Here is a 25,612-nt window from a genome sequence, read left to right as displayed (position 1 = left end):
GCCGCGGGTGCAAGTGTGCATTGATGTCATGGCACGCCCGCCTCGGCTGCTGTCGGGACGAGAAAGCACCATACCGGGCGCAGTCCTTTGTCCCACGCCCCAGGAGACTGCCCGACGCCCTGTGCGCGACCACCATGACCAGCGTGGCCGGGATGCCGGCGAGCGCAGCGCACGGTCATGATCCGGGCGCGTCATACTGGTCCTCCGGACCCAGCCACGGCGTGCCGGCCCTGGCTGTGCCCGAGTAGTGGGCCTCGTTCGAGTAGCGTGCTTCGTGAGCAATGCTGTGGGCTTGCGGATAGTGGCGCAAAATCGCCTTTGCCTGCTGCTTGAGCGCTGGCGGGCATTCGGCCGACTCCATGACTTCCTGCAAAAATTCCCCCGCCCAGCGCAAGGCCCGGGTGCGTTCGTGGGGCATCGTCATATCGATTCCTTTGAGTGCAGTGGTTGATAAAGCAGGCAAGACAATTTCTCAGCGACCGCGCCGCCGCCTGCTTGCCTGGCAGGTGGCGGCCGAGGGGTGCAGCTCGGCAACGAGCCCGCAAGATGCGCCCAAAGCGTCCCTCTGAGTTGCCGCGCAGTACAGCACAGTTACGAGCCAGGCTCGTCCCGGCTTTCCTCGGGGCCTAGCCAACAAAATGGGGAGCTCTGCGGGTCGTACCGCTGCGACTGGGACGTGATGTCCCAGTCCTCGGGATAGTGGCGCAGAATCACGTGCGCTTGGCGCCGGAATTCTTCGGGACACTCATCGGAACGCCGCACTTCGCGCAAAAACTCCCCTGCGCATCTGAGGGCCCATGTTCGCTCGTATGGCATGGTCATGATTCAGCTCCTTTGGGTAGTGAAAAATTCGTTTCAGGCGCTCCTGGCGCGATTCCCTGCAGGCGCCGCATGCGGCGCAGCCGAAGTAGCGCGCGCATGATGTCCCTCACGTGCGTTGCCCCGGCAAACCGGCTCCACGCGTCCCAGACGTATTGCGCGTCCGGGTCCTGTCCGGGCGGTCCTTGGAGCCGGTAAAAGCGCCCCGACCCTGAAATGGCCGTAAGTGTCAAAAGATCAAGGCTGGCCAGGGCGCTGCACACGCGCCCCTCCCCGCCGGCGCGCCCCACCAAATGGCGGCTGCTCCGGCCGGTCTGGCCCAGCAGCTGAAAGAGCCGCCAGTGCGTCATCACCGCGACCGGCTCACGCGAAACAGGCCCAATCAGGTGAATGGAAGGTGGCAGGCCTGGGCTGGGGTTCGGGTTCATGCATTCACCTCAGACCCCACTGCAAGGCGAGGATGGCCTCGAAGATGCGGTGGCTCTGGATGGATGCCGGAAAGGTGGTGCAGGCAGATGGCACATGACAAATGGTTTTCATTGATGAAAGGCAGAGTTCTCAGCTATTGGACGGCGAGACGCATCGCTCGCCAGACCACATCGGTCACGTCACAGCTGCCCTCACCGAGTCCGCTAACCCTGGCCAGCCGGCCCATTTGCTCGCGCAGCTGTCGGTCCCCAGTCGGCGGGCCCGGCGTTTCATACACGCGACCCGACTGAGTAACCCATACCCGCATGGATGGATCGATGGCCTGCAGGGCAGTAGTGATCCGCAGCGTGGCCCGATTGGGCAGGATACCGATGAGAAAGCGCTCGCCTTCATAATCCATCAGCACGCGCCAGTCCGCGAGTTCTATCCTAGGTTGCGCGCTGACATCGGGTGCGCAGCGCCAAGTGGAAAAATCAATCAGTATTTCCATGTCGTTTTGCTCTCATTTGGGGCATGTCAGAGGGCATGCATTGGATTCATGTTGAACAGGATTCTTCGACTCGTAAAGGGTCAACTGGCCCGATGCACAACATTTCTTTAGGCGATCGCGCAGCGTGTACACGCTACGCGATCAGGTGTTTTTTCCATGCAACAGGTCATGCTCGGGCAGCGTTTTGGCGGGTCGGTGACCATTGGCAATGCGCTCGTCCATCGCCTCTCAGTGGGATACTCAAGCCAGAAATCGCGCTGGACTGATGCACTCTCTGCTTGCCAGGCCTTTGCACCCCGGGTGGCCCACCGCCGCTTGGCAAAAGCTCGGCTGCGGCACCAAAGGAGTTCACTTCAGCTCTTGCATGCGCCGGTAATACTCCTCACGGATGGCGATTTCTTCGGCCGAGTGCGGCGTACGCCCGCCCCTGCGCAACTGCAGGCGCAACGCGAACTCCAGCGCCAGCCGTGCTTCTGCCTGCTTGCGCACGAGGTACGGCAGCAGGAGTATCAAGGCATCACGGGCGTTGGCGCACAAGTAAGTCAGCAGATACACAGGTCTACGAAAGCTTTTCCGGTACGGGAACTGGCAGATACTGCTTTGTACGCCGAGGATCTTCTGGCAATGCTCGAGCGTCTCCAACCGGTTCTGGCTAATGGCCAAGTGCAAGTGATAGATTGGATTTACTCCACCTGCGTTGGTATGCTTGGCAATTCTCAAGCAACCCTCCCCGTCAATGAAGCCTCCAGCCCATGCAAGATTAATTTCATTCGTATTTGATTTCACTTAAATGCACTCCTTGGTTACTAATGTGCTTATGGTGCACGAAATTAAAAGGAATGGCAATCGATTTATGCAGCTTGAGTGCTCAAACGTAGCTCTGTTGCACAATTGACAATTTGGAGGTACCTAATAATGCTCAGGTTTCGATTGCGCCGATTGATGGAAGATTTTGAGTACAGGGAGCAGCGACGCTTGACCATGACCGAAATCAGCGAGGCAACTGGAATCGTGCGAACCACGCTGTCACGCATGGTGGGTCCGAAGCACTTCAATACGACTTCGGATAACCTGGAAAAACTTTGCAAATTCTTTGGCTGCCAGGTGAGCGATCTGGTGGAGTACCTGCCGGACGAAGCAGCTGACGCTGCTGAAGGTTGAGCGTTAGCGCTGATTCATATTGGCTAAAGTCGCCACCAGTCCAGGTTCAAGCGTCTGGCGAGGGTCCGTCAAGCTACGGTCTCCAGCGAGGCGAAAACCAGCGCTGCCCGTCAAAACGGCACGTTCGGCGGCCGGCCCAGGAAATCAAAGGCATTGACGGTCGCCTGAGGCACAGCATCAACGACGTGACCGACCGCGGCGTTCCTTCATTGCGGATTTATCGGTATAGGCAAGCGGGAGCGGGGCACGGAGCCACACATTCCCAAGAAGGCCGAAGTGGCGAAGGGGGGATGGTCTCGGCGAGGCTACAACGCCCCAAGCCGTCCGTTTCAGCCAGGGCGTCGGCATGGGTCCATAACGGCACAAATAACCCGGTTTTTCGGGCCTTCTGCGCACCGATCCTTATCCTTGTCGCGAACCCGGACGCCGCTTTCCCGGTGTCTTTATTTTTCTTTTCCTTTCCTTCGCCAACCCTGGCCTCTTGGTGAAAATTTTCCCTGCACGCCAGGCTGTCAATGGCGTAGGCATACGAGTTCGCTTCTTGCGGTCAGGGCGACGCTGGCGTGCTTTCATCTTTGCATTCCGCTCAGTGTCAAACGCCTCCATCGCCTTGCGCGCCTGTGCAGCGAAGTCCGCTCGCTCGCAGTAATTGCCGTTGGCATGCGCCTGGCTCGCCGCTTCCTGATCTGCTACAGCATTCATTGCAGTGTTGTCCATTCGGGCCGCCGGTGCCACGTCGTGCCTGTGAACTTCAGCAGCCCGCTCAAGAAGTGCGCGGATGTGGGGCAGCAGCAGCGCGCCCGCCTGGTCGCTGCTGACAATCACGGTGCTGCGTGGCTCGCCGCGCAGTATCTGCAGCGTTTGCAGCTGCAGCGCCTCCAGGCCGCTGGAGACGATGTCAACCGACTTTGATTCATCATCGCCCGGCAGCACGGGCGGGAACTGATGGCGCAGCGCCTCGGTGCGCGGCGCATCCCCGCCGAGCAGGCACACCGGCTGGCCAGGTGCGCGGCCTGGTGTACCTGTGCTGCCCGGACGGTACCCGATGAAGACGGGCGTTTGCGAATCTTCAAACGATACGAACCCTGCCTGCACTGCCTCCCACGCGACATCGGGATGCACGTGGTGGCGCTGCGTGAGCCAGTCGCTGCCCTCTTGCATGACCAGATCCGGCGGCCGGGGGATGGGCAGCACATACGTGTCGGCCTCCTGAAACGGCATCGCCTTGCAGCGCGGCGCGGGCGACAAGCGAAGGCGCGCAAGCGCGCGGCCGGCGGCGAGGCGCTCCTTGCGCAGGCGCTGCATGTCCTCCTCGGCCTCGGCATCCACTCGTGCCCCGCCCTGCTCCCATTTGGCGTAATCCAGGGTCGAGGTCTTTTCCTTCTGAGCCGACCAGCCCGCAGCCATCCGCGCCAAGCACTCCTCGTCAGTAAACGCCGAAAGCGGCGTCCACTCATCGGCCAGCGCATGGCGCATCTTCGCCTGATGACGCAGCGCCTTGTCGACAAACACCTGGCAGCCCTCCCGATGGCGCGACATGCCCACGCCCGCCGAAGCGCGGTCGAGCACGGTGGAGTCTTTCAGAAATGTGAGATCGGCCGTCAGGCCCTGCGCGCTGTAGGTGCTGATGCAGTACCCCAGTTGCAGCGCCAGGCCGCCGCTCTCCACATACCGCCACTTCTCATCCTTGGGATCGACCCGGACCACCGCGTTGCTACCGGTCAGACGTACAAAGAGAACGCCCGCCTCGATCCGCTCGACCACGCCCCGGCTACGGTTGAAGACCTGGTCCTCCTTGGCGTTGACGCGAAACACGACATCGTCGCCCACGGACACCTCCACGCGGTCATCGGGCTCTAGGCAGTCCATCGTCTCGAGCGGCAGGCCCGGTCCGATGCTCCCGGCCGCCTGGCGCGCCGCGTGCGCCATGTTGTTGAGCTGCCGAACCGAGACGTTGTCCGACGCCATGATCAAGTGCTGTTTATCTCCATGGGCTTGGCGGCTACGCATCCAGGCCTCGATCAGCTGCTGCTCAGCCGCCTCGGCGCTGGGCGCGAAGTGCACCAGGTCCCGCGCCGCATAGGTTGCCAGACCCTCCTTGGCGCGGCCGGCAAAAAAATCGTACACCGCCTGGCGCTCGGAAGGGTCCTTTTGCCGGAAAATGGCATCGAGCCGGGTGCTGCCGATTGCCTTGGCGATCACGCGCAGCGCGTCGCCTGCGGCTATCGACTTTTGCTGCAGCGTGTCGCCGATCAATATTACCTTGGCGCCTGCTGTCTTGGCGATGTCCAGCACCGCGACCATGTCCCTGGCGCCCACCATGCCGGCTTCATCCATGACGATGAGAGTTTTGGCGTTGAGCGTCAATTGTCCTTTGCGCACCGCCTGCAGCCAGCCGGTGATGGCCCGGCCGGTCTGCAGCTGTGCCGAGGCCTGCAGGTTGATTGCGGCCGTCCAACTGCTTGCCAGCCCGGTGACTTTATAACCATGGCGCTCGAATTCGCGGCTGATCGCAGCCACAGTAAATGTCTTGCCCGCCCCGGCCGTGCCCTCGATCACCGACACCGCATGGCCGTCGCTCAGCGCGTTCAAGGCGGCTTTGCGCTGCTCGGGCAATAAGCCCGGGGCGAACTTGGGGTCCCCGCCGGGCGTGTCTTTCTCATGCTCGATCACCGTAATGGCGTTGACATCGGTTACGGCCTTGACGGCCGCGTCGCGCTGATTCGGGGTGAGCTGGGCAGGCAGCCCAAGCGCCTCGGGTGTGCCCAGCACGTGCCTAGTATCCGGGCGCCTGGCCAGACGCAGCAGCCGGCGCTCGAGCAGCAGCATCTCGCGGGTCGTGAACAGAAGCTCGTCCTGGCCCGCCTTGTTGAGCGTCGGCGTGGACAGCAGGTCCTGCGCCTTGACATCCTCCACCGCCTGCCTGATCTGCCCGGGCGAGGCCCGGCCCAGCAGATGGACCGCCACCTGCGTGAGCAACTCTGGAGCGCGAAACACCGCTTTTGTCCCGGTGAGTTCGGCCACGGCCAGGCGCGCTTCTTGGAGCAGTTCCTCGCGCGTGAGCTCGGCCACCGGCGTGCGCGTAACCAGCGCCTGCGCCTCGGCTGTAGTGAACCCCAGCGCGGCGCCCTCGTCCAGCCAGCGCTGCTGCAGCGCCTGGCGGTTCAGGTCCGATTTGTCCTGGCGAGTCGCGAGCGTTGCCCGGTCGTGCAGTCGGCCGTGTTGCCCAAAGCCGGCCGGATCGATACCTGCTGCGCGCAGCTCTTCCTGGACAACGGCCTCGATTTGGCGGCGGCGTTTGGAGAACTGCTTCAACACCTTTTCTGGCACGCCGGCAATCTCGAAGAGCTTGCCTTTTTTCTCGACCGCCAGGCCCAGATTTCTTAATTCCCAGGCCAGGCGCGCATGGGCCAGACTGGCCGCCGCGCCTTGCCAGCGCATGAGCTCGAGCGTTTGCAGCGCACCGGTGGTGCCGTCCGGGCGCTCGCACAGGTTGAACGCGACGCAGTGGGTGTGCAGGTGTGGATCATGTTCCCGGCTGCTGCCGTGGCCAAACAGCGCGCCGATCAACGCTGCCGGCGTTTGCACCACCCCGCCCTTGCCCTGCCGGGTGTAGGCGTGCTCGCCCAGCAGGTCCATCATCTCGCGGGCGGCCCGCTGCTGCGCGGCCTCGATGCCTGACTTGAGCTCGCCGTCGGCCATGGACCAGACCACCGAGACCGATTTGGGCGCGGACAGCGTGAAGTCGTGCAGCGCAATGCGTCCCCTGTCCCCTGCGTTTTGCACCAGCGGCGCGCCGGTCTCGGGATGAAAGCCTTGGATAAAGCGGCCAAAGCGGCGCGCATCCCCCGCGTCCGGCACGGCGCCGAACATCTGGCCGTCCTCAATGCCCAGGCCATTGCCGCGCCCTCCTCCAGACCGCGCTCCGGCGTACCACGCGCCCGGCAGTTCCTTGCCACCCGTGGCACTGTAATAGTCGTCGACCGCCTTGCCGCCAGCCGTCATGGCGCTGGTGTAGTAGCCGCCCCCGCCCGGGCCAGATTTCTTGTAGCTTACCGTCATGGGACGGCCTGGCCAGTCACAGGGTCCAGACCAAGAGCCTGCAGCACGAGGGACAGCGCGGTCATGATCTTGATGGCCTGCAGGGCGCTGGTGTGCGCGGCACTGGTGCTGCCACGTTGGTAAACAAGGATGCTCGCCTGCTGGTCGAGCAGCAGTTGCACGCGTCGGTCCAGCTCGGCCAGGGTCACTGCTCGCTCGGGCTTGACGTCCGCGCGAAACGCCATGTCGCGTTCCAGCGCCTGCCGAGCGATATCCGCGACGGGCACGGCTTCGTTTTTTGCAGCCTCCCGGATGGCCTGCATCATGCCGGGCGACACGCGCAAATTAAGGGCCTCAGTCAAAGATTTGGCACCTGATGCGCCTGGCGTTGCCCGGCCGGTCATGCGCAGATCCCCCTCATGTAATGCACGGCAAATACAAGGCAAAGCTGCCGATTTTTGCCAGCTTTCATAGGGAGAACCGGCTCCGGGGCCCGTCTTTCGACCCGCACCAAAGGTGGGTGTCTGTGTGATGGGATTTCCCTGGCTTTGCGGGGCACTTTTTGACAGCCCGACAGCCGCTGGCCATTTCCTTCATTTGCGCCGAGCGCGCTACTCTGGGGTGTCCGGCCACGTGTCAACAGCACCTGTCCGTGCACTGGCGCGTTGCAAGCATGGCTACCCTGGCGCCAGGCAACCGCGATGCCGAGCGATTGCGTGAGCACGCCAAGCAAGCGGCTCATGACGCTTTCTGACCATGGGTCAGCGGATGGGCAAGGCCCGGGCATTTGTACGCCTCATGACTGAGCAGTTCCCCCAAAGCGACTGCCAGCAGATCGCACTGCTGCGGGCTGAGCCAGACGTGAAGTTGAATCAACACCTTACCCTGCTGACCAACGCTCACTGCACCGACCTCATCGGCCTCGGCGTTAATGACCGGGCACCAGACACTGGACGGTCCAACGGCGAACTCCTTCGGCGCGAGGTTTTCACCAGCGGTCGTCAAGCCCTCAAGCGCCTGCGCGGGCAGACAGTTGCCCGCATTTCTGGCGCTACCGGTCTCAATGGCGACGCCGGCTTCATGCGGCTGGTGCGTCAATATGGGACACCCAATGTTGGACGGTCCAACACTTGGCCCCTCCAGCGAGGCGGTTTGATCGACAGCCATGTCGTCCTCAGGCATCGCGGCAGGCGGGCACTGGGCAACGTCCTCGGGCAGCGCGGTGACGGCGCTGACTTCTGGCTGTGGATCCGAGAACAGGCGATGCCAGGTGTTGGACGGTCCAACAACGTCCCCTGCCGGTGGATCGGTTTCGCCGCTCACCATAACGCCTTCCTCAGTGGCTGCAGGCAGGCATTGAACTGCCTTTTCGGGCAAGCCGCTTGTCCCGTCCAGCACGTCTTTCACCGCGCTGGGCATGGCTATAGAATTTGTGGCCCTGGCGTGCGCAGCAGGGGGTTGCACCAGCCGCTTTCCGAGCAGCATCTCGTAGACGGCCCGCCCGTCCAGACTGGGAGTAGCTGAACTGCGCAGGCTGCCGATGGCAAGGGCGCGCTGGTAAATCGGCCTGTACTTGGATGCATCGGTGAGCCCCTTGGCAAAGCGGTACTGCAGATCATGCGGGCTGCTGAATGCTTTGATAATTAAAGCTCGCAGACGAGAAAGTGCCAGAGCGTTGCTCACGTCGCCCTTGTCGACACCGAGCGCGCGAGACAGCGCGCCATCGGTTTCATAGACCCGTTCCTTGCGCAGCTGGGCATACCACCGCCCCTTCTCCAAGGGAGACAAATCGTGCCGGGCGGTGTTTTCGTGCGCCATGGCCCGAACGGCTTGCTCGTTCGTCAAGCTCCTGGCTATCAACGCGTTGACTTTCAGGCCTGCCATCTCACAGGCCTTGAGGCGCCGGTGCCCGTACACCAATTCATGGCTGCTGTCTGGGAGTAGGCGCACAAGGACGGGAACGGTGTTTCCACCCGTAGCAATCATCAAGCTCATCAGCTCTTTGAAGTCAGGCGTGTCAACGAAACACGGCATCCGGTTAGCCCGCGGAGAAAGCTGAACCAACGCCGGGTCAAGTTTCACGGGCTTGCCGTAATAAGTCATGGAAAGGACCGGCAAAGGCACCTCGACGGTTGCAGCTTTGGAGTGCATGCCATTTTTCTTTGCGGCCTGGGCTTTGGGTGTTGCAGTTCTGGAAGGCTTGGCCTTCTTGCCGGCGCTGACGATGTTGGGCTTTGTCGTAGTCGGAGGCAGAGTATCCACGGATGGATGAGTCGGTTCGGTGTGCATGCAAGCTCCTCGCTCAGGAAAGGTCAAATATGGGATGGACAGGCGCCTTGCGGGCGCAGCAGTGCTGCACCTGACAAAAATGGTGCTTCAAATGCGATGCGGGAGCGCGAACTCCCGGGCTGCGGAAAGGGTGGGTTCTAGCGCTGCGCGCTCGGACGCGGCGGCTTGCGGCGCCGCCGGTCGACGCTTGCGTGCAGTGTCTGCTGCGCCGTGGATCGGCCCCATCGGTGCAAATGCCACCGGCCATGCACACTGCCGCGTTCGCGGCCAAAGCAATCAATCAGCACAGGGGCGTTGCGGCCACTGGCCAGATCAGGTATCGTCGAGAGTCTCATCAGGAAGTTCCAAGTCATTGATGGGAAAATCCGAGGCTGCAAGCGCGGGGTGTCCAGGGCCTAAATTCCGGGCAATCCACAGCATTTCGCAGCCAAGGGGCTGGTGCTTTCTTTTTGAAAGCATCTGTTTCGTCAACGTGTGGTGCTGGCAAGCTATAACTTTTCGGCACTGCACGCTTTTCGATTCATTGCAAAGACTGTAGCGCTCAAAAAAACAAAAAAATGCTGATAACGCCGCCAGAAAAAGTTTTTCAGAGGCGATTTTTGAAAGTTTTTTGCGGCCGTTTTCATTTCGCTGTTTAGTTTTGCCGCCGCGCCAGGATTTGCACGCTTTGTCGGACAAATGTGTGGTATGAAATTTGTTTTTCACAAAAAACCATGTTGGTGATGGTTATTGACGCCATACAAAAAGTGCCGCACGCCCCAGTAAAGGCTGTGACGACCAAAACAATTTTTTTAACTGGTTTACCCAGAAATAAGGGAGTTTTTTTGCTGTTCGAATTGGATCGTCCAATGGTCGTGCATCGCCCGCACCAGTCCGTCAGTGCGATGGTCAAGCCGGTTTGTTGCCTGCGTGCCATTACACGCGCCAAGCCCCGCGTGCTTTTGGCGCCTTGACAAATGCGCCCGAGGCTCCATGGCCCCATGGCCCCATGGTCCTCGGCGTAGACTGCGCAAGCGTTGCTGACCCCTGCGGCTTCATTCACAAATTCTCGCGCCAGAAAAATCTGACGGAATCCAAGGTTGACAGTGGTGCTCTGGGTAGGTTAAAAGCGGATCATGAAAGTGTTCCCAATGCCACCAATGTGCCCGACGACTCATTCGCTAACCTGCAGGGACGAGCGCCGGCTTCGCAAGCACGACGCTCTAGAGTGGAGCGCAAATGTCGTCGTGACTGCGGTGATTCCAGAGCTGGAGATGGTCGTCGCCCAAGCCGAGAGCCAGGGTATTGAAGTTCATCTGACAGATCCAGTTCCAGGGGTACGGTGGAAAGAATTTTGCACAGGCCAGCACCTGCAGGTGAAGCTCATCGGTATTCTGGCGCCGCGCATAGTCTCTGTGGAAATTGCGTAGTGATCTTCTACGCCAGCTTGGCGAGTCCGCTGATCTTGCAGGTGCCCAACATGGCAGCACGGCGGATATAGCATGCCGATTGGTTCGCTCACGGGATCCCATAATTCAAGTGGCAGCTTGTCGTGTCTCCACGCTCGTGCCAAGGATCGGTTTGATGGTCTGGGTGCATGGTCACGCAAAGTCATGATGTGCATCGTCAGCGTTGGTATTTTCGTTTGCGGAATCACGATTCCAAACCGTTCGATGTCGGCATTAAGACTGAACCACGGCAACGGCGAGTTCATCGTCCACGAGTACAACGGCTTCGAGAATTTCTACTTGCGGGGCCCTGCGTTGCGGCGAAGTCGTCAACACAGTTTGTGGTCAAGACACGCGCTCTGGTGCCGACCGATCGTGTGGCTCACCCCGAAGATCATCGACTGCGTATTCCACGCGATGGCGGACACGATTCCATGCTGATGATGGCAGGCAGCAGCACCTGCACCGACTGGATCTTGTCCAGGACTTTTTGGGAATTTGGCGGTCATCACGGCGGCAAGGCCCTCGCCTGCGAATGCCACGATTTCGTCAACTGGATTTTCGAAGTCGTGCGTTTGCGAGGCCGTCAAGGCACACTGGAGATAAAGCTGCAGCGTGGGTTTTTTCGTTGGCGTGGTAATGACGGGGGCGCAGCAGGATTCGCCAGCGTGTCCGGTTCCGTATACGTTCACCGGAGTGCTCGACAAAAACGCCGCCAGTGAATACTTAACTGACGGACATCACACCTGCCTGGCAGACCTTTTTGTATTGAAAACGTCCAAGCGCGTGGCAAGCCGGTTCACGACACGCGTTTGTCTTTTGCCGTGGAGCCGACATCTGGGAAAGGCGAGGCCGATCGGGCAAGAAACCTGGCACTGCGCTTTTTGCAAATGCTGGCTACCTCATGGCTCAGACGCTCAGCCATGGTCTTTTCGGGGTGACCAAGATGGGCCTGAAGCTCCAGGATCGACGCCTCGATGGCCGGATTGATCAGGTCGGCCATTTCCTTGGCCAGCTTGAGCATGTATTTTTCAGACACATTGAGCGAATCAGCGAGGTCTTTCAACTCACCGGGGCCAATCTCACCGGGCTTGAATGTCCCGCCAATGCTGAAGGCAAAGTGAGTTGAAAAACCGGGGTAGACAGTGGTAGTCATCAAGTCGTAGAACGGCGCGAGCCGCTCGCCATCGCTGGTGGAGAGCATCGAGACGTTCTTGGCGTGACTGTCGTTGTTGCCAACGTAGAGATTGAAAAACAGCCACTTGAGCAAGTTGGCGCAGTCGATGAGCGGATTCGCGCTGAGGGATTTGACGCGCGCGTAGCAAGCAGCAAAACTCGGTCCCCCGTCGACCTCGTATTTGACGCCTGATACTGTGTTAAGAAGCTGGCAAAGGTCGGATTGGTGGACCCGGATCACCACGCCGTTTCTGGCCAGTCGGTCATAGCGCTCGACCAGGCAGGACTTCACGGCCGCGACGTAGTCCACGTTGGCAATGGGCAGGCCACATTTGCCGGCTGCGCGCATGATGATGGTCTCGTTGATGGCGGAGGCCCAGATCTTCTGTCCGGTGCGTTCAATGTCAGGCTTGAGTATGTGCGTCGACGGGGTGGAGCCCACAGGCAGCAGCGGGTTAGCTTGCCCGTCCAGGCAGAGCAGGAGCTTGTATTGCGCCCCGGAAATGGAGGCTTTGGAAGACTCTCGCGGCACGCCATGGCCCGCAATGATTTGTGCAATTTCAGTCCAGCTGCTTTTGACGTAGGCGGGGATGTTTGAGTCCGATCCGCTGGGTTGCAGAACGATGGCCCCCACAGTGTCCCACCCTGCACTCCAGAGCAAGCCAAAGACCGAAGTCGCGTGGTGCTTTTCTTCAAGCGTTCGCCGCTGGTCTCCCTCTGGCAACAAGTTTTCAAAGTAAGCCAGAACGGCAGGCGTGGCGATGTCGCCCGGCGCCAAGGCGATGACGCTGGAAAAAGGCGAGCGCAACAGGCCATTGAGGACATCGTCCGAATACACAAAGGCCAGCGGGTCCTTGTCATAAAGGTGGCCAATGAGCTTGCCGTCCACCAGCACATCGAGCGCCCTGGTCATTTCGGACCTTTCTTGCGGATTACGATTTCCAGGCCCAGCCAGCCGATGAGGTCAAAGAGCATCTGAGCCCGCACAGTCGGCTTTCCGTTTTCGACGTCGCCAATAAAGCGCCCGCCCCAGTTCGCCATGCCAGAAAGCGTAGCCTGCGTGATCTGCTGCGACTTTCGATGCTGCTTCAAGAGCTGGCCCAGCTCCTCGGTTGACGAGATGGTGACGCCCGCTCTGAGGTCTGTGGAATCCATGAATACTGTCCTCAATTAAACCGATCGGTAAATTCTAATAGAAACAGCGACTTAGACAATGAAATATGACCTATCGGTAAAATTTTAGTCGAAATCCAGAAGGCGTTAATGGAAGTTTCATTCTTGGCATTTCGGCACTTTCAGGTCCCATTTTGGGGCGGGGCGACCATTCCATTAAGTCACCCATCGTTGAGCTGCCGGGATAACGAGCACCCTCGACGAAGACGGCAATCTCCTGCATACCCACCAAATTGTTCTTGCACCCGGCTTGCCATCGTGCTTTCTTCCCAGAAATCCACCTCGCTGGGCAATCGAGCGCACCACAGCGTTAAGCGTGGGCGTCTACTGGCAATACTTTTGCGGCGAAGCCGTGCTGCACATTGGACTGCCACTCATGCCCTTTCCGGCGCTGCACGCTGTGAACTCAAAAACGCGAATCAGCGAACGATGACGGCGGCCCCCAGGCGCTCGGCAAGGGTCAACACTGCCTCCAGATGTGGTCCGTCGGTAAAGATCTCATCCTTCGTTTCTGGCACCAGTTTGACCGAGCTCATCCGCGGCTCGAACAGCACTACGGCCTTGCCCTCGTCGAACTGGCGCGAGGTCCAGCAGATGCCCTGGGCCTGCGGCTTATTCTCGTACAGCCAAGCCGCCAGTTGCCTGGTGAGCGGGTATTCCGACGGGTCGCTGTCGATGACGTCAGAGCGGGCGAGTCCCAAGCGTCGTAAGCCGACCGTTGTCAGATCGACCAGCCTCAGTGGCATGGAAGGCTTCAAAGAGCCCACGCGACGCGTCTCGGTCGACTCGTTGAGCACCAGATGAAATCCCTCTGATGCGGTGGGCACATCGTGCCAGACGGTTTCCATGAGCGCGACGTCCAGCGTGCCGCCCGCGTACAAGGCCGGCACGACCGCGCCGGCGATGCTCAGCGGAGAAAACCGCGCGTTACCCAGCGCAGTCCCATTGAAACCGCCCACGCCGTACTTTTCGGGGTAAACGCGCCACAGCAGGGACAAGTCCAAGTCGAGCATGCTGACCTTCGGCGGCTTCAGGCGACCGTCAGCCAGGGCCTCATCGAACCAGCTCAACCGTGGTTCTCCTGAACCTCGATCATGTTGCGCGCGCACGCGAGGACCTTGGCCGGCGCGGTAGCCATGAGTTCGCGCGGGCGTTTGCCGCCAAGAAAGCGCGAAGTGCTGTCGAACCAGGCGGCCAGCAGGTCGGGGTCATGGCTGGGCAGCACGGCCATAATGTCTTTGATCACCGGCAACGGATGAAAGTCCGTACCCAGCGCATACCGCGGGTAGTAGTCTTTTCCGCCCGAGTGCAGCGCGAAAATCCGGCGCTGCTGCTTCCAACGACTGATGGTTGCTATGGGGTTGGCCAAGCCCAGGTTGGCGTGTTTGGCGACCTCGGTAGCCGTGAGCCACTCCGTGCCGTCCCGCACTGCACTTAATGCCCTTGCCTCAAGCATGGCGCGCTTGACATCGAGCGGCCTGAGCGGGGCGTCCTCAAGCAGCAGGGCCACCAGTTGATCGCGCTTGTCCTGGCGTCGGGCTGGCCGCAGGCTCAAGGCGATGTCCACCACGCTGGCCATCAAGCGCTGGACATCTTTGATGTCGCTGTCTGTGACGCGAGCCGCCCTACTGGGGTCGATGTCGATTGCGAACTGCACCTGCATGAAATTCTCCTGATGCTATATGTGCTCATATTTTAACAAATTAGCACTAGTAGCAAAAAACTTTTGGCCACCTGCTGGTCAGATGTGACTGAAGATGCATCGAGCGATGCCTGTTCGTTACCAATCGGTTCCATAAACCTCTGAAAGTCCCAGTCGAAAGCGCTGGCCGGTTATTGCTTGAAAGGGCGCAGTAGTCTAACAAGGCATATGGCCGTCCCCTGGTTTACTCGATACGAACGATCCGCAGCTGCGTAGCGTCCACTTCCTCCTCGCCGGTGGCGTAAAGGACAAGCGCCCACCCTGCCCGCTTGGCCCACCTGTCCACCACCAGCTGGCCGCTGCGCCCGTCGCGCGCAGCGACGAGGAACACGGGCGCACCGGTTCCAGGCGCCTGCACAGTACCCGGGGCCACTTTAGACCTAGCCTGCACTGGCAAGTCTTCTGGCGTAGGCGGCTCCTCGATGGGTGGGATGGGTTTTTCCGGGGAAGGCTCGCGCACCGGGGGTGGTGTGTTGGGCTCACCGCCTGGAAGCGTCTCGCTGCTCTGCTCAAACGCAGCCTGCGCCCGAACGCGCTCGAGCACAATGGAGCCGGTGGGCTTGCCGGTGATCGCGCCAATGATGCGCCTGGCCTCGGTCACGCTGATGAACACGCCCTCCTCCGGCAAGGCGGCCACGACCTCTCTTGGCGTCTTGCCCCACTGGCGGTACAGGTCATAGAGCGCGCGCATGTCGGATGTGTCCAGGCGAGACGCGAGCTCGGGCGGGAAGTTGCCCGCCTGCCGAAAGGCAGCGACCTGGTAGTCCTTGAGCGCGCACAGCGCGGCGATGTCTTTGGTGCTCGCGCCTTCGCCCACCAGCCGCGCGATGGCCGCAGCCAGGTCAGAGTTGGAGAGGTCGGCGCGCTGCTGGTTCTCAACGAGCTGCTCGGCAAAGTCGCCCGAGCCCGCCGGACGAATCACCGCAGGAATGTCCGGCACCTCGGCAAGCCGGGACGCGCGCAGGCGGCGCGCGCCAAAGGCCAGCAGATAGCGTCCGTTCACAGGCGGGCGGACCACGATGGGTTGGACCACGCCATGGGCCTGGATGCTGTCGGCCATGCTTTGCAGCTCGGCCGCATCAAAGACGGTGCGAGGCTGGTGCGGGTCCTCGTCGATGTCACTCAGGCGAAGGCGCAGCGCCTCGCCTGGCTGGGCGATGGCCGCGCGCAGGCTGGCCCGAGTCGCTTCGGGCAGGCGGGCTTTAGGCTTGATGGAAATGACGGGCCGGGGGGCCTGCTGGGCTGAAAAGGGAAAAAGGTCGTCGTTGGTCATAAGTGAAAAGCCACCTGAGGCTAGGCGCCCATCTTATCGGGAACGGCGCCCAGGATGCTGCGGATTTTTTCATTGGCATGGCAGGCAGCGGTGCATTTGACACCGTTCGTGCTTTCGGCGAACAGGACCGCACATGAGGGTGCAGGAGCCTGACTGGGTTGTGTTGCACGGTGAAACCCACCAGCATGCCTTGCACCATGCAAGACTGCTGGCTTGCGGTCAACGTGGGTCAGCACCAAAGACTTGCAAATGCGAAATCCAGCTTGTGCGCTGCCCTACTCTGCCTGTCCCCCGCAATTTCAACGCAATGAACTTCATACCCGGCTTGAACGGCAAACACCTGCCGAGTCAATTTTGGTGTTTCATGAGGGCTGTGGGCATCGTCATCCACAATCAGGGCCATGCGCTCGCTTGCAATGCCAACCCCTGCTTCGCCAGCGCGGCCGGCCGCTGGCCTTGGGTCGCTTCCTGCTGTCGTGCCCGCGTACGCGTGTGAGCACGGGATCGGTGCCGAGCAGCTCGAAGCGGCGCGCATCCGCCTGGAGCTGCTCTACGGCGAGGTTGCCGCTGACTGGCCGGGTTTCATCGTCCGGCCAGGCCAGTACGCAATGATGCAGGCGTGCCTGTTGACGTTCCTGTCGGCCAAGACGCCCGAAGACGAAGAACGCAGCGGCAACCATTTGGCGCAACTGGAAGCGGGTACCGGGACGGGTAAGACGATGGCTTAATGCCTGGCGGCCCTTGTCGCGGCCGAGGTGCTCAAGAAAACCGTGATTGTCTCGACCGCCACCGTGGCGCTGCAAGAGCAACTCATCCACAAGGACCTGCCGCGCCTGGCGGGCATCATTCCCGAACTGACGTTCAACATCCTCAAGGGCCGGGCCCGCTACGTCTGCCAAAGCCGCCTGGAAAGCGTGATTGAAGGCGTGGTGCCCGGTAGCGAATCCGCCTGCCCAGCGGCGAGGCGCAAAGCCATACCGGCGTCGAGCTCGGCGTGTACCTGGAGCGCCTGGACATCCTAGACAAACTGCTCAGTGCCTGGGCCACGCATGACTGGGTGCCGTGGGCCCAATGGATCGAGTGGGCCGAGAACGCAGCCGGCACCGCGCCGGACACTTGGGCTGTGCGCCAGCCCGATGACGGCGGCCCAAGTGCTGTCCAGGCACCTGTGGAATCAGGTCAGCGCCGCTGTCTGCACCTCGGCCACCTTGACCGCCTGCGGCAGGTTTGATTTTTTTGACCGCCTGAGCGGCATGAACCGCTTCCCCAGGCGCTGCAGCCTGGTCGTGGTGTCGCCCTCTGACTACGCCGTGCAGGACGAGCTGCGCATCGCGCGCATGACGCATTTGCGCAGGAGCCCGGGATTTTCTGATGAGCTGTGCGACATGCTGCCGGCGCTGCTGCGCGGGCATCGGCATGGTCAGCTGGTGCTGTTCACCTCCATACAGAAAATGCAGGCATGCCATGGCGCACTGCCCCAGAACTTGTGAATCAGGTGCTGGTCCAGGGCGTGCGCTCGCGCACCGAGCTGCTCAGGGAGCACGGCCTGCGCGCGCAATCATTTTCGGCCTGCAGTCCTTTGGCGAAGGCATCGACCTGCCAGGCTCCTTGTGCAAGCACGTCGTCATTGACAAGCTGCCGTTCACGCCGCCGAGCTCGCCGGCCGAGGAGTCACTGGTAGAGTGGCTCATGGGCCAGCGGCGCGACCCGTTCAACAATTTGTCCGTGCCTCGGGTAGTCAGCCTGTGCCAGCGCGCCCCTGCCGGTTGAACTCGCCGCGCTGCTCGGCGCCTTGAACGCCAGCCAAGGAATCAAAATTTATCTTTGGATTTAACAAACTACCGCTAGACAACAGCTCGCCAGTTCAATTCTTCGAGAACTGGATCAGCAAGCATGCTGCTGAGGATGCGGCCAGGAATAACTTCCCATACCTGATCAAAATTGGGCGTTGCCCGATTGGTTTTTGAAGAATCAGGCCAGGCTACATAAAATCCAGCGATGAGCACACAGACGGGTTACAGGCCAGACATTGAGGTACAGATGAAGCGGCTGTTCGCAACGCTGTCGGAAAAGGATCGTCGGCGCTACGCGGCGGTTGAGGCGGCCAAGCTCGGCAACGGGGGCATCAGCGCCATCGCGGGTTTGTTTGGCCTGGACGCCAAGACGGTGCGCAGAGGTTTGACAGAACTGGCGCTGCCCGTTGATCTGGCGCCGGGCCGGGTTCGAAAAAAGGCGGTGGACGCAGGCAGCTGATTGCCAGTACCGCTGCGCTTGAGGAGAATTTTCTCGCGCTGCTGGCCGAGTTCACGGCAGGCGATCCGATGCGCCAGGGCGTGCTGTGGACGAACCTTTCCCGACGCGAGATCAGCCGGCGCTTGGCCTCCATGGGCACGCCGGCGAGCCGCCACGTGGTGCGAAAGCTGCTCAAAAAGCACGGGCTGGGTACGCGCAAGGCGGGCAAGAAAAAGTCGATGGGCGCGCATCCGGATCGCAACGCGCAGTTCGAAAACATAGGCCAAATTAAAGCGGAGTATCTGGCCAAGGGCGAGCCTGTGCTCAGCATCGACACGAAGAAAAAGGAGCTGATCGGCAATTTCGCCCGCGAGGGCCAGACCCACACGCAGGCGCAAGTGCAAGTGCAAACGTTTGATCATGATTTCCCAAGCGCAGGACAAGGCAAGCTGATCCCGCACGGGCTGTATGACTTGGCGCGCAACGAGGGTCACATGCACCTGAACACGAGCACGGAGACGAGCGAGTTGTGCTGCGCCTGCATTGCGCACTGGTGGAGCCAGCACGGCTGCAAACACTACCCCGATGCCAAGGGGCTGTTGCTGCTGTGCGACGGGGGCGGCTCCAACGCGTCGAACCGCCATGTGTTCAAGCAGGCGTTGCAGGACTTGGCGGATCGCCTTGGGCTGGAGATCCGCATCGCGCACTACCCGCCGTACTGCTCATAACATAACCCGATCGAGCACCGCCTGTTTGCCCATGTGACGCGTGCCTGCCAGGGCGTAACGTTCCACACGGTGGAGATCGCCCGGCAGTTCATGGCAAAGGCCCAAACGACCACCGGTCTGAAGGTGACGGCCGAGGTGCTTGGCGGGGTCTACGTCAAAGGCAAAAAAGTCGCAGCAGACTTCTTGGCAAACATGCGCATCGTCTTCGATGTGCATCTGCCCCGCTGGAACTACCGGGCCGTTCCGGCCAATGGCTGAGCTCGGGAAGTTATTTTTGGCCACATCCTTAGCAATCCCTGGCGTTATAAGTGCGACACGCTGAAGACGAAATTCGATGGGCACCTCAGTTTGATTACTGGCCCGCCCTAATTTGCGAACATGCGCGCTGGAAGCGCGTGCGTTTTCACGTCAAAACCTTACTCAGCAGTCAGAAACTTAGCGGACAAAAATGCCCTGTTTTACTCTTATAAAATATGGATCTTGTGTCTTCTAACTTACTGACTTCTGTGTAAGGTCAGGCCAGCCTGGTGCAGCAACAGGGAACTGATCTCAACTGCCATCAATTGACTTGGCTGTTTGGCAGCAGTTCTGCGCCCATCCATTCACTACCTCTGCTTTTTTTCCAATAGAACCGAATCAGTTCTCCCATGACCAATGCAGATTGCCATTTTCCATCCGCCAGTCGTTGCATTACCGTCGGCGGCATGTTACGTGTCGTTAAATGGGCTTTGAACTCATTTAAAAGCAAGCCCAAAGCCTGAGGGTCAAGTTCTTCGATTTCTGCTCTTACTTTCTTAACCCGTTCACTCTCGCGTTCTCGAAGCTTGTTGAAGCGCTGTTCCGCGTCATTTTGCACCAGCAGAAGCGGCGGTTTTTCAATTGGCTCAACGGTCTTTGTTTCTTCAACAGAACTCTGAACTGCATCGATGGCACGCCCAGACAAAAGCACTTTCAGGTAAGCATGTCTTGAAAATACAGGCGTACCCGGCATGGCGATACGCGCCGCTAAACGCTGCACTGCCTTTCCAAACATAAAGGCTCCATACCGGAGATAAAGATCTTCAGCAACTTCGATATCGATTCCTAGTTGTTGAGCATGAACCACTTCAGCGAAATTGACCGGCTTAGCCAATGCATCTTGAGGCTCAGATTTTTTGTAAACTTCAAACTGCAAATATTCGACAGTACGCCCAACTTTGTGCTCTTTTACTGTGACCGTTAACTCACTGATCTCGTTCACTTCATCGATTGCTGGCTTAATCGTGTCTCGATTAAAAAAACGAAATTCCGTTTTTATTTTGTCAGGTATCGGTTTACCTGTTAACACTGGCAGCCACCATTGCCAATGCTGCTTACTGGTCATGTGGGATGGATTATCTTTGTAGCGTGCACAAATCTCATAAAGTGCCAAACCGGCATGGGTTCTGAATTGCGCAATCGTCGAGCGACGAATTTGTGCATAACGCTGAGGGTTGATCATTTCTTGACGCAGAGACGGTGGGTAAGCCCACGATAACCAGTTTTCCCCGTTTTTTTTGAACAACCTGACTTCAGACAACAACGCACAGGCACCCCATTCAGTCGCCTCTGATGGCGAAGGCGACTGCCATTCCACGACATGGGTCACCATCGATCGCAGATGTTTCTTTAAATCATTACTGGCAGAAACGTTCCCTTCAAAGCCTCGAATGACTGTGTTCAGCGGCGCCGAAAACATTCCTGTATCCGTGTCTTCTCTGCCTTGGTCACGTGCGATCAGCAGCATTACGGTATAGGCTTGGCGTCCGACTCGGGTAATGGCGGCTGTCTTTGGAATCAAGGCCAGAGTTGACACAGGTTTTTCCAACCGATCAGATCCGAGGTGTTGTTCGACTTTCATAATTTCATTATCTGTGAGTTCTTCAAATTCACAAAAGCAATTGGTGTTCGCCCTCTAGTTTTCTCACGTCTTTACAACTTTAAGAGCACAGGGCATCAGATTTCGCTCACATGTAGTCATCTTGCTCAATCCAACAGCCTCTGATTCATCTCACATTTGCAAAGAAGTATCGAAATATTTGGCTTTGAAAGTTAATTTGTGGCAAAAAAAGAAGCCGAAAATGTCAAATTTCTCCCTGTGGACAAATGTGGAACCCTGTAGATTTTTATCTCACACTTCAGCTGAATCGGCTCACAACTCATCATTTTGTTCTCACAACTCCCGCTGTTTAGCTCCACTAAATCTCGTAAGTCATTGATTTAAATAGATTTTTTTCAAGTAAAGGTATTGAAGCTTCTAAAACTTCTTAAAAGAGAAGGAGGTGATTGATGCATTTGAAGATAGAAGAGGAAACAAAACTACCTGTAACAGGGAAGTTTCACGCACAATCTGGCACTTGAGATAATTTCCGCGTCTTTTCAGGAAAAATGCATGACAAACAAAAAATTGACTGATTCAAGAGTTAGTCTTGAGGACTTGATTGCCACTTCAAGCCGCGTTGGTGCAGTAATCGAAAGTGTTCGAAGTACGATGCTGGCGCCCAATGCGCGAAAAAAGCCACCAACCTTTACGACGAATCAAGTTGCCACTATTTGTGGTCTTGAAAAAGCACAGATGGACTATCGCATTAAAAAGGGGGATCTACCGATCGGTCAGATGGAACTTGGCCATAGGCGTCGATTCTCTCTGTCAGACACTCGCATTTGGGCAAAGACAGTCCGCGCCAAGCACATGCGCCCTGAAAGCGCTGAGGCGATAACAATTGCTGTTGCGAACTTCAAAGGCGGCGTCACTAAAACGACAACAGCGGTCACTCTGGCTCAGGGTTTAAGCCTGCGCGGTCACAACGTCCTTGTCATCGACACTGACCCACAAGGATCCATGACTACCTTGTTTGGCGTGCTGCCTGATGTCGACGTATCTGATGAGCAAACTATCCTTCCGCTGTGCTTCGGCTCTGAAATTTCCATCGACTATGCAATCCAATCGACCTACTGGTCAGGAATTGACATCGTTCCCGCGAATCTCGCCCTTTATTCGGCTGAATTCGCGCTGCCTTCTCGACAAAAGGAAGAAAGTAGCTTTGAGTTCTGGAATGTCCTGACGCATGGCATTGATATTGCGCGCACACAGTACGACGTGATCATCATTGATACATCTCCATCGCTGTCATATTTAACGATCAATTCGCTGCTTGCTGCCGATGGGTTGATCATGCCGTTGCCGCCCAGCACGCTCGACTTCACGTCAAGTGGTCAATTCTGGAATCTATTCAACGACCTTACGACGAATCTGATTACCAACCGTGGAAAAACCAAGAGCTTTGATTTTGTTGATGTGCTGCTTGCGCGTGTGGATGCCAATGATTCCTCGTCAAGCGTTGTCCGTGAATGGATCACAGCGGGTTATGCCAACATGGTTTTGCCGGTTGAAATTCCAAAGACGTCTTTAACAGCCAGTGCGAGTGCCGAATTCGGGACGGTTTATGACACGGATCCGTCGTCAATCAATGCACGCACCTATCGCCGTGCTTTTGATGCTTACGAACGTGTCGTAGAGTTGGTAGAAGAACAGATAGAAACTGCGTGGAACCGCCAGGTAGGAGATCAGCATGGCACTTAAAGATAAAGCAGCGTTGGTTGATTTGAGCAAGATTGACCGGTCCTCTTCTGCGCGTGTGCAGACGGCAAAAACTGCCATAGGCATGCATGCGGAGGCTTTGTTTCGCGATGAAAAGGTATCTATTGAAAACAGCCGGTTGAAGCAACAGTTGGCCGAATTTCAGGGTGCGAGTCCAGCGCGTCAGCTTGACCCTAAAACCATCGTGCGAAGCAAGTGGGCTAACCGTCACGAAGAATCGTTCAACAATGTTGAGTTTCAAAACCTTAAAAAAGAAATTGAATCGGCCGGTGGGAATATTCAGCCCATCAAAGTGCGACCCCTTCCCAATAATCCAGGGATCTACGAATTGATTTTTGGTCATCGACGCCACATGGCATGTCTCGAGCTTGGTCTTCCGGTTTTTGCACTGATAGAGCACATGGACGATGCTGAATTGTTCTGTCAGATGGACAGGGAAAATCGTGAGCGTTCTCCGCTCAAACCCTATGAAGCCGGTCTTGCGTATGCACGCGCACTCGATGAGGGTTTGTTTCCATCTGCCAGAAAGCTTGCGGAGTCCGCCTCCATTGACCTTAGCCAACTGGGCAAAGCTCTTGCCCTTGCCCGACTCCCTGGTGATGTCTTGTCGGCGTTTCGCAGTCCGCTTGACCTTCAATACCGTTGGGCAACCGAATTAACTCAGGCGTTGCAGAAAGACCCTGATCATGTGATCGCAGTCGCCAAAAAGATCAATTCTGAGCCTGCAAATCGTTCTTCCACACAAGTTCTGAAGATGCTGGTGGAGGGGAGTGGAACCGTTCCACCCCCTTCAAAGAAAGCGGTTTCTATCTCCGGGGTGAAAGGTCAAACCGGATCGATCATTCGTAATTCGAAAGCAAGAAGCATTTCCGTCAATTTCACGAACATTGATCCCCAAAGGTTTGACGAGATCATTAACGAGTTGATTAAATTGATCAGCTAGACTTGATGTAGAGAGACACTGGAAGGGGGGGTGGAACGGTTCCACTCCCCCTTTTTTTTTCGAAACTTTTTCGAAACTAAAAGAAAAATTCAATTCGTGTGTGGCTGATCAGCCTGATGGGAATTACCCTGCAGACATTGAAATGCCTTGCCCAGCTCATCCACCCGCCGCTTGATGGGCGCGCGGCCATAAATCGCCGTGGTGGTCTGGATACTCGCATGCCCCATCTGCGCCTGTATCACGTCCAGAGGCACTTGCCGGGCAATCGCCCGGGTGCCGAAGGTGTGGCGCAGCCAGTGCGTTGTCGCCCCCGCCAGTCTTTCTCTCTCATTGGCCGGCAGGCAGGAGGCCCGCACGGCCTTGGCCAGCCACCCCCTGACATGCTCGTAGAGCGCCTGGTAGCCAATCGGCTCCATGGGATCCACGGTGCTGGCGAGCAGGTGCGCGCCAGGCGGTGCTTCCTGGATAGAGCCCAGGCCGCGCACGGCCAGGTACGCCTGCAGCGCAGCCAGAGCCTGGCCCGGCACGGCCGCAATCCGGTTCTTCGAGCCCTTGCCATGCACCTGCATCACCCAGCCTTCGGGCTCCATGCGCAGATCGCCCAGTGTGGCCGAGAGAAGCTCTGCCGAGCGCAGGCCGACGGCCTCGACAAACAGCAGGGTAAAACGGATCCGGGCGCGCGAAGGGGAAGGCTTTTGGCCGTCCACAAAGCGCAGCACTTCGAGCATCGCCGCTTCGCTGAGCGCCTTGGTGTCCAGCATCTTTTTGCCCGGGTCGTCGCCCGTGGCCTGGTTCACCAGCACCCAGGGGTTGGCACTCAAATACTGCGCGGATTGAAGCCAGGCGAACATCGAGGCAATGATGATGATGCTCTGGCGGCAGCTCGCGTGCGAGAGCTGACCGCGAAAGGGCGCCCAGCCAGGCGTGCCAGGGGCGGCGCGAACCCGTGAGATCCAGCGCGGCGGGATGTGCTGCAAAAAAGCCATGAACGCGCCGCAGTCGGCCACCGACATCTGCGCGAGTGTCGCGCCCTGGCGTTCATACTGCAGCCACAGCAGGAGGCGGTGCGCATCGCGCTGGTAGAGCGTCGCCGTGGCAAGCGAACCGGCCCGGGCCTGGATCCAGCTCTGGACCGCCTGCCCGTCCGAGTCCACGTCCAGCAGCGGGCGCGCCAAGGCCACCTGCGTGATCTCCTCCAAAACACGGATGCCTGATGCCTCATCCGTATGGGCGCCAGAAGCGCGGGAAGGCGAGGGCGCCCCAAACAGCGCCGGCGTCGCGTTCAGGGCAAACAGAGGCTTCGTGGGCTGCACATCCCTCGGCAAGAGCGTGGCCAGGTGGCGCTCGATGCGCCGGGCCTTGGCAATGCCGACCGCAGGCAGCGAAGCAAACCAGCGCCCACCCGCCGAGATGCGGGCGTTGAGCGCTCCGAGCGTGAGCAGGCCCGCAGTGACCAGCCTGGCCGCCAGCGCCTCCTCAAACCAGCCGGCCACCAAGTCCGAGGGCTGCGGCGTCTCGGCGGACAGGACTTCCAGGCGGCGCAGCAGCGCCAGTTGGCGCTCGCGCAAGCGCTGGCCGCGTGCGGTTTTGCGATCTGCCGGAAAGGCTTCGGTGTAGAGCTTGACCACCTCTCCTTCGGAAAATCCGTCCAGATCGTGCTGCTCCGCGAACGTGTCGAGCGACGGGCGCGACGCGCCGCTGGCGACCCGGATCGTTAGGCCCACCAGGCGCCAGGCGGACTCGCCCCGCCGGCGGGCCACGGCGCGCACGGCGTCGACCGCTTCCTGGTGCGCCGTCTTCGCTTCGTGGCCGTGCTCGATGCCCAGGTAGCGCCGGGCGCATTCGCCCAGGTGCAGCCCTTCGGCACAAGCGCGCAGGTAGGCAAAGTGGTGCGGGCCCAGGCGGCGCACGAAGCGGCCGGACGTCGGCGCTGACATAGCGGAGGAGGGCGAAGAGGACGAGGCGTGCGCGCTGGTCATGGGTCGTCAAACCTGTGGGAAAGGCAAGGCAGCGGGTCGGAACGCGCGCGCCGTGGCCCCAATCCGGCCCGTCAGAACAGCCCAGGCGGGCTGAATGCGGGCTTGGTAAGGCAGTGGGCAGGGGACACCTC

26 protein-coding genes and 1 pseudogene are annotated in these 25,612 nt (G+C 59.1%); 11 read left to right on the top strand and 16 right to left on the bottom strand.

Features of this window, described 5'->3' with window-relative positions; genetic code table 11:
- Positions 1–175 precede the first annotated feature (175 nt).
- From EC86_RS26590 to EC86_RS0122965, 4 genes are all read right to left on the bottom strand, one after another.
- The gene (locus EC86_RS26590; RefSeq protein ID WP_036773966.1) at positions 176–424 is read right to left on the bottom strand and encodes a BPSL0761 family protein; all 249 of its coding nucleotides are present in this window, start codon (positions 422–424) and stop codon (positions 176–178) included.
- 167 nt (positions 425–591) lie between these two features.
- Positions 592–816 (bottom strand): BPSL0761 family protein, encoded by a 225-nt coding sequence (locus EC86_RS30635; RefSeq protein WP_408633936.1) that lies wholly within the window; start codon positions 814–816, stop codon positions 592–594.
- A 565-nt stretch (positions 817–1,381) separates the two neighbouring features.
- Entirely contained in the window at positions 1,382–1,738 is a 357-nt protein-coding gene (locus tag EC86_RS0122975; RefSeq protein WP_029528171.1) for a hypothetical protein, read from the bottom strand.
- A gap of 348 nt (positions 1,739–2,086) precedes the next feature.
- Positions 2,087–2,524 (bottom strand): hypothetical protein, encoded by a 438-nt coding sequence (locus tag EC86_RS0122965; protein WP_156955464.1) that lies wholly within the window; start codon positions 2,522–2,524, stop codon positions 2,087–2,089.
- Between the two features lie 129 nt (positions 2,525–2,653).
- Here EC86_RS0122965 and EC86_RS0122960 point away from each other — a divergent pair, with 129 nt between their 5' ends.
- Entirely contained in the window at positions 2,654–2,899 is a 246-nt protein-coding gene (locus tag EC86_RS0122960; protein ID WP_029528169.1) for a helix-turn-helix domain-containing protein, read from the top strand.
- A gap of 402 nt (positions 2,900–3,301) precedes the next feature.
- Here EC86_RS0122960 and mobF read toward each other — a convergent pair whose 3' ends face one another.
- The 4 genes from mobF to EC86_RS29140 form a co-directional block, all read right to left on the bottom strand.
- Entirely contained in the window at positions 3,302–6,961 is a 3,660-nt protein-coding gene (gene mobF, locus EC86_RS0122955; protein WP_029528168.1) for a MobF family relaxase, read from the bottom strand.
- Positions 6,958–7,302 carry a hypothetical protein gene (locus EC86_RS0122950; RefSeq protein ID WP_156955463.1) on the bottom strand — a complete coding sequence of 115 codons (345 nt, stop codon included), beginning with the start codon at positions 7,300–7,302 and terminating at the stop codon, positions 6,958–6,960. Before EC86_RS0122950 ends, mobF begins: the two co-directional genes overlap by 4 nt.
- 376 nt (positions 7,303–7,678) lie before the next feature.
- Entirely contained in the window at positions 7,679–9,229 is a 1,551-nt protein-coding gene (locus tag EC86_RS0122945; RefSeq protein ID WP_084181711.1) for a ParB/RepB/Spo0J family partition protein, read from the bottom strand.
- Positions 9,230–9,541: 312 nt separating this feature from the next.
- The gene (locus EC86_RS29140; protein ID WP_156955462.1) at positions 9,542–9,934 is read right to left on the bottom strand and encodes a hypothetical protein; all 393 of its coding nucleotides are present in this window, start codon (positions 9,932–9,934) and stop codon (positions 9,542–9,544) included.
- Positions 9,935–9,942: 8 nt separating this feature from the next.
- On the opposite strand from EC86_RS29140, the gene EC86_RS29135 reads away from it, so the two are divergent.
- Positions 9,943–10,182, top strand: a complete 240-nt coding sequence (locus tag EC86_RS29135; protein ID WP_156955461.1) for a hypothetical protein — start codon at positions 9,943–9,945, stop codon at positions 10,180–10,182.
- A gap of 623 nt (positions 10,183–10,805) precedes the next feature.
- Complete coding sequence (locus tag EC86_RS29130) at positions 10,806–11,378, top strand: hypothetical protein (protein WP_156955460.1); 573 nt, start codon at positions 10,806–10,808, stop codon at positions 11,376–11,378.
- A 77-nt stretch (positions 11,379–11,455) separates the two neighbouring features.
- Here the strand turns inward: EC86_RS29130 and EC86_RS0122925 are convergent, their stop codons facing one another.
- The 6 genes from EC86_RS0122925 to EC86_RS27295 all read right to left on the bottom strand — a co-directional run bounded on the left by EC86_RS0122925 (position 11,456) and on the right by EC86_RS27295 (position 15,980).
- Positions 11,456–12,745 (bottom strand): type II toxin-antitoxin system HipA family toxin, encoded by a 1,290-nt coding sequence (locus EC86_RS0122925; RefSeq protein ID WP_051676299.1) that lies wholly within the window; start codon positions 12,743–12,745, stop codon positions 11,456–11,458.
- The gene (locus tag EC86_RS0122920) at positions 12,742–12,987 is read right to left on the bottom strand and encodes a helix-turn-helix domain-containing protein (protein ID WP_029528162.1); all 246 of its coding nucleotides are present in this window, start codon (positions 12,985–12,987) and stop codon (positions 12,742–12,744) included. The genes EC86_RS0122925 and EC86_RS0122920 overlap by 4 nt, the downstream gene beginning before the upstream one ends.
- Before the next feature lie 174 nt (positions 12,988–13,161).
- Positions 13,162–13,308, bottom strand: coding sequence for an IS4 family transposase (locus EC86_RS30115; protein ID WP_408633935.1), 147 nt, complete (start codon positions 13,306–13,308; stop codon positions 13,162–13,164).
- A gap of 116 nt (positions 13,309–13,424) precedes the next feature.
- Positions 13,425–14,075, bottom strand: coding sequence for an RES family NAD+ phosphorylase (locus EC86_RS0122915; protein ID WP_051676298.1), 651 nt, complete (start codon positions 14,073–14,075; stop codon positions 13,425–13,427).
- Entirely contained in the window at positions 14,072–14,668 is a 597-nt protein-coding gene (locus EC86_RS0122910; protein ID WP_029528160.1) for a hypothetical protein, read from the bottom strand. The genes EC86_RS0122915 and EC86_RS0122910 overlap by 4 nt, the downstream gene beginning before the upstream one ends.
- A gap of 223 nt (positions 14,669–14,891) precedes the next feature.
- The gene (locus EC86_RS27295; protein ID WP_051676297.1) at positions 14,892–15,980 is read right to left on the bottom strand and encodes a ParB/RepB/Spo0J family partition protein; all 1,089 of its coding nucleotides are present in this window, start codon (positions 15,978–15,980) and stop codon (positions 14,892–14,894) included.
- Positions 15,981–16,381: 401 nt separating this feature from the next.
- Here EC86_RS27295 and EC86_RS29645 point away from each other — a divergent pair, with 401 nt between their 5' ends.
- The 6 genes and pseudogenes from EC86_RS29645 (at position 16,382) to EC86_RS29630 (ending at position 19,198) form a co-directional block, all read left to right on the top strand.
- Complete coding sequence (locus tag EC86_RS29645) at positions 16,382–16,708, top strand: hypothetical protein (RefSeq protein ID WP_198026889.1); 327 nt, start codon at positions 16,382–16,384, stop codon at positions 16,706–16,708.
- A 27-nt stretch (positions 16,709–16,735) separates the two neighbouring features.
- Positions 16,736–17,002 carry a hypothetical protein gene (locus tag EC86_RS29640; RefSeq protein WP_029528157.1) on the top strand — a complete coding sequence of 89 codons (267 nt, stop codon included), beginning with the start codon at positions 16,736–16,738 and terminating at the stop codon, positions 17,000–17,002.
- A 114-nt stretch (positions 17,003–17,116) separates the two neighbouring features.
- Complete coding sequence (locus EC86_RS29120; RefSeq protein WP_029528156.1) at positions 17,117–17,470, top strand: hypothetical protein; 354 nt, start codon at positions 17,117–17,119, stop codon at positions 17,468–17,470.
- A complete protein-coding gene (locus tag EC86_RS28110; protein WP_084181710.1) occupies positions 17,352–17,750 on the top strand; it encodes a helicase C-terminal domain-containing protein in 399 nt (132 codons plus the stop codon). Before EC86_RS29120 ends, EC86_RS28110 begins: the two co-directional genes overlap by 119 nt.
- Positions 17,751–17,978: 228 nt before the next feature.
- Positions 17,979–18,233: a hypothetical protein gene (locus EC86_RS29635; protein WP_029528155.1), complete on the top strand. Its 255-nt coding sequence runs from the start codon at positions 17,979–17,981 to the stop codon at positions 18,231–18,233.
- Positions 18,230–19,198: pseudogene (locus tag EC86_RS29630) on the top strand (ISAzo13 family transposase). The gene EC86_RS29635 and the pseudogene EC86_RS29630 overlap by 4 nt, the downstream one beginning before the upstream one ends.
- Before the next feature lie 301 nt (positions 19,199–19,499).
- Here the strand turns inward: EC86_RS29630 and EC86_RS28105 are convergent.
- Positions 19,500–20,819 carry a replication initiation protein gene (locus tag EC86_RS28105; protein ID WP_084181709.1) on the bottom strand — a complete coding sequence of 440 codons (1,320 nt, stop codon included), beginning with the start codon at positions 20,817–20,819 and terminating at the stop codon, positions 19,500–19,502.
- A 531-nt stretch (positions 20,820–21,350) separates the two neighbouring features.
- Here EC86_RS28105 and EC86_RS0122865 point away from each other — a divergent pair.
- Both EC86_RS0122865 and EC86_RS26570 read left to right on the top strand, forming a co-directional pair.
- Positions 21,351–22,541 (top strand): AAA family ATPase, encoded by a 1,191-nt coding sequence (locus EC86_RS0122865; protein WP_036773951.1) that lies wholly within the window; start codon positions 21,351–21,353, stop codon positions 22,539–22,541.
- Positions 22,531–23,502 carry a ParB/RepB/Spo0J family partition protein gene (locus tag EC86_RS26570; RefSeq protein WP_084181708.1) on the top strand — a complete coding sequence of 324 codons (972 nt, stop codon included), beginning with the start codon at positions 22,531–22,533 and terminating at the stop codon, positions 23,500–23,502. Before EC86_RS0122865 ends, EC86_RS26570 begins: the two co-directional genes overlap by 11 nt.
- An 89-nt stretch (positions 23,503–23,591) precedes the next feature.
- Here EC86_RS26570 and EC86_RS0122855 read toward each other — a convergent pair whose 3' ends face one another.
- Positions 23,592–25,481, bottom strand: coding sequence for a tyrosine-type recombinase/integrase (locus EC86_RS0122855; RefSeq protein ID WP_084181707.1), 1,890 nt, complete (start codon positions 25,479–25,481; stop codon positions 23,592–23,594).
- Positions 25,482–25,612 lie beyond the last annotated feature (131 nt).

It is taken from the genome of Polaromonas glacialis, from assembly GCF_000709345.1.
Lineage (GTDB): Bacteria > Pseudomonadota > Gammaproteobacteria > Burkholderiales > Burkholderiaceae_C > Polaromonas > Polaromonas glacialis.
This window is presented reverse-complemented; position numbering and strand designations above follow the sequence as displayed.

Excerpts from the sequence above, each read along its gene's own strand:
- EC86_RS26590 (WP_036773966.1), bottom strand. The coding sequence starts at position 424 with ATGACGATGCCCCACGAACGCACCCGGGCCTTGCGCTGGGCGGGGGAA.
- EC86_RS30635 (WP_408633936.1), bottom strand. The coding sequence starts at position 816 with ATGCCATACGAGCGAACATGGGCCCTCAGATGCGCAGGGGAGTTTTTG.
- EC86_RS0122975 (WP_029528171.1), bottom strand. The coding sequence starts at position 1,738 with ATGGAAATACTGATTGATTTTTCCACTTGGCGCTGCGCACCCGATGTC.
- EC86_RS0122960 (WP_029528169.1), top strand. The coding sequence starts at position 2,654 with ATGCTCAGGTTTCGATTGCGCCGATTGATGGAAGATTTTGAGTACAGG.
- mobF (WP_029528168.1), bottom strand. The coding sequence starts at position 6,961 with ATGACGGTAAGCTACAAGAAATCTGGCCCGGGCGGGGGCGGCTACTAC.
- EC86_RS0122945 (WP_084181711.1), bottom strand. The coding sequence starts at position 9,229 with ATGCACACCGAACCGACTCATCCATCCGTGGATACTCTGCCTCCGACT.
- EC86_RS29135 (WP_156955461.1), top strand. The coding sequence starts at position 9,943 with ATGTTGGTGATGGTTATTGACGCCATACAAAAAGTGCCGCACGCCCCA.
- EC86_RS29130 (WP_156955460.1), top strand. The coding sequence starts at position 10,806 with ATGGTCACGCAAAGTCATGATGTGCATCGTCAGCGTTGGTATTTTCGT.
- EC86_RS0122925 (WP_051676299.1), bottom strand. The coding sequence starts at position 12,745 with ATGACCAGGGCGCTCGATGTGCTGGTGGACGGCAAGCTCATTGGCCAC.
- EC86_RS0122920 (WP_029528162.1), bottom strand. The coding sequence starts at position 12,987 with ATGGATTCCACAGACCTCAGAGCGGGCGTCACCATCTCGTCAACCGAG.
- EC86_RS0122910 (WP_029528160.1), bottom strand. The coding sequence starts at position 14,668 with ATGCAGGTGCAGTTCGCAATCGACATCGACCCCAGTAGGGCGGCTCGC.
- EC86_RS27295 (WP_051676297.1), bottom strand. The coding sequence starts at position 15,980 with ATGACCAACGACGACCTTTTTCCCTTTTCAGCCCAGCAGGCCCCCCGG.
- EC86_RS29645 (WP_198026889.1), top strand. The coding sequence starts at position 16,382 with ATGCGCTCGCTTGCAATGCCAACCCCTGCTTCGCCAGCGCGGCCGGCC.
- EC86_RS29120 (WP_029528156.1), top strand. The coding sequence starts at position 17,117 with ATGACGGCGGCCCAAGTGCTGTCCAGGCACCTGTGGAATCAGGTCAGC.
- EC86_RS28110 (WP_084181710.1), top strand. The coding sequence starts at position 17,352 with ATGAGCTGTGCGACATGCTGCCGGCGCTGCTGCGCGGGCATCGGCATG.
- EC86_RS29635 (WP_029528155.1), top strand. The coding sequence starts at position 17,979 with ATGAGCACACAGACGGGTTACAGGCCAGACATTGAGGTACAGATGAAG.
- EC86_RS28105 (WP_084181709.1), bottom strand. The coding sequence starts at position 20,819 with ATGAAAGTCGAACAACACCTCGGATCTGATCGGTTGGAAAAACCTGTG.
- EC86_RS0122865 (WP_036773951.1), top strand. The coding sequence starts at position 21,351 with ATGACAAACAAAAAATTGACTGATTCAAGAGTTAGTCTTGAGGACTTG.
- EC86_RS26570 (WP_084181708.1), top strand. The coding sequence starts at position 22,531 with ATGGCACTTAAAGATAAAGCAGCGTTGGTTGATTTGAGCAAGATTGAC.
- EC86_RS0122855 (WP_084181707.1), bottom strand. The coding sequence starts at position 25,481 with ATGACCAGCGCGCACGCCTCGTCCTCTTCGCCCTCCTCCGCTATGTCA.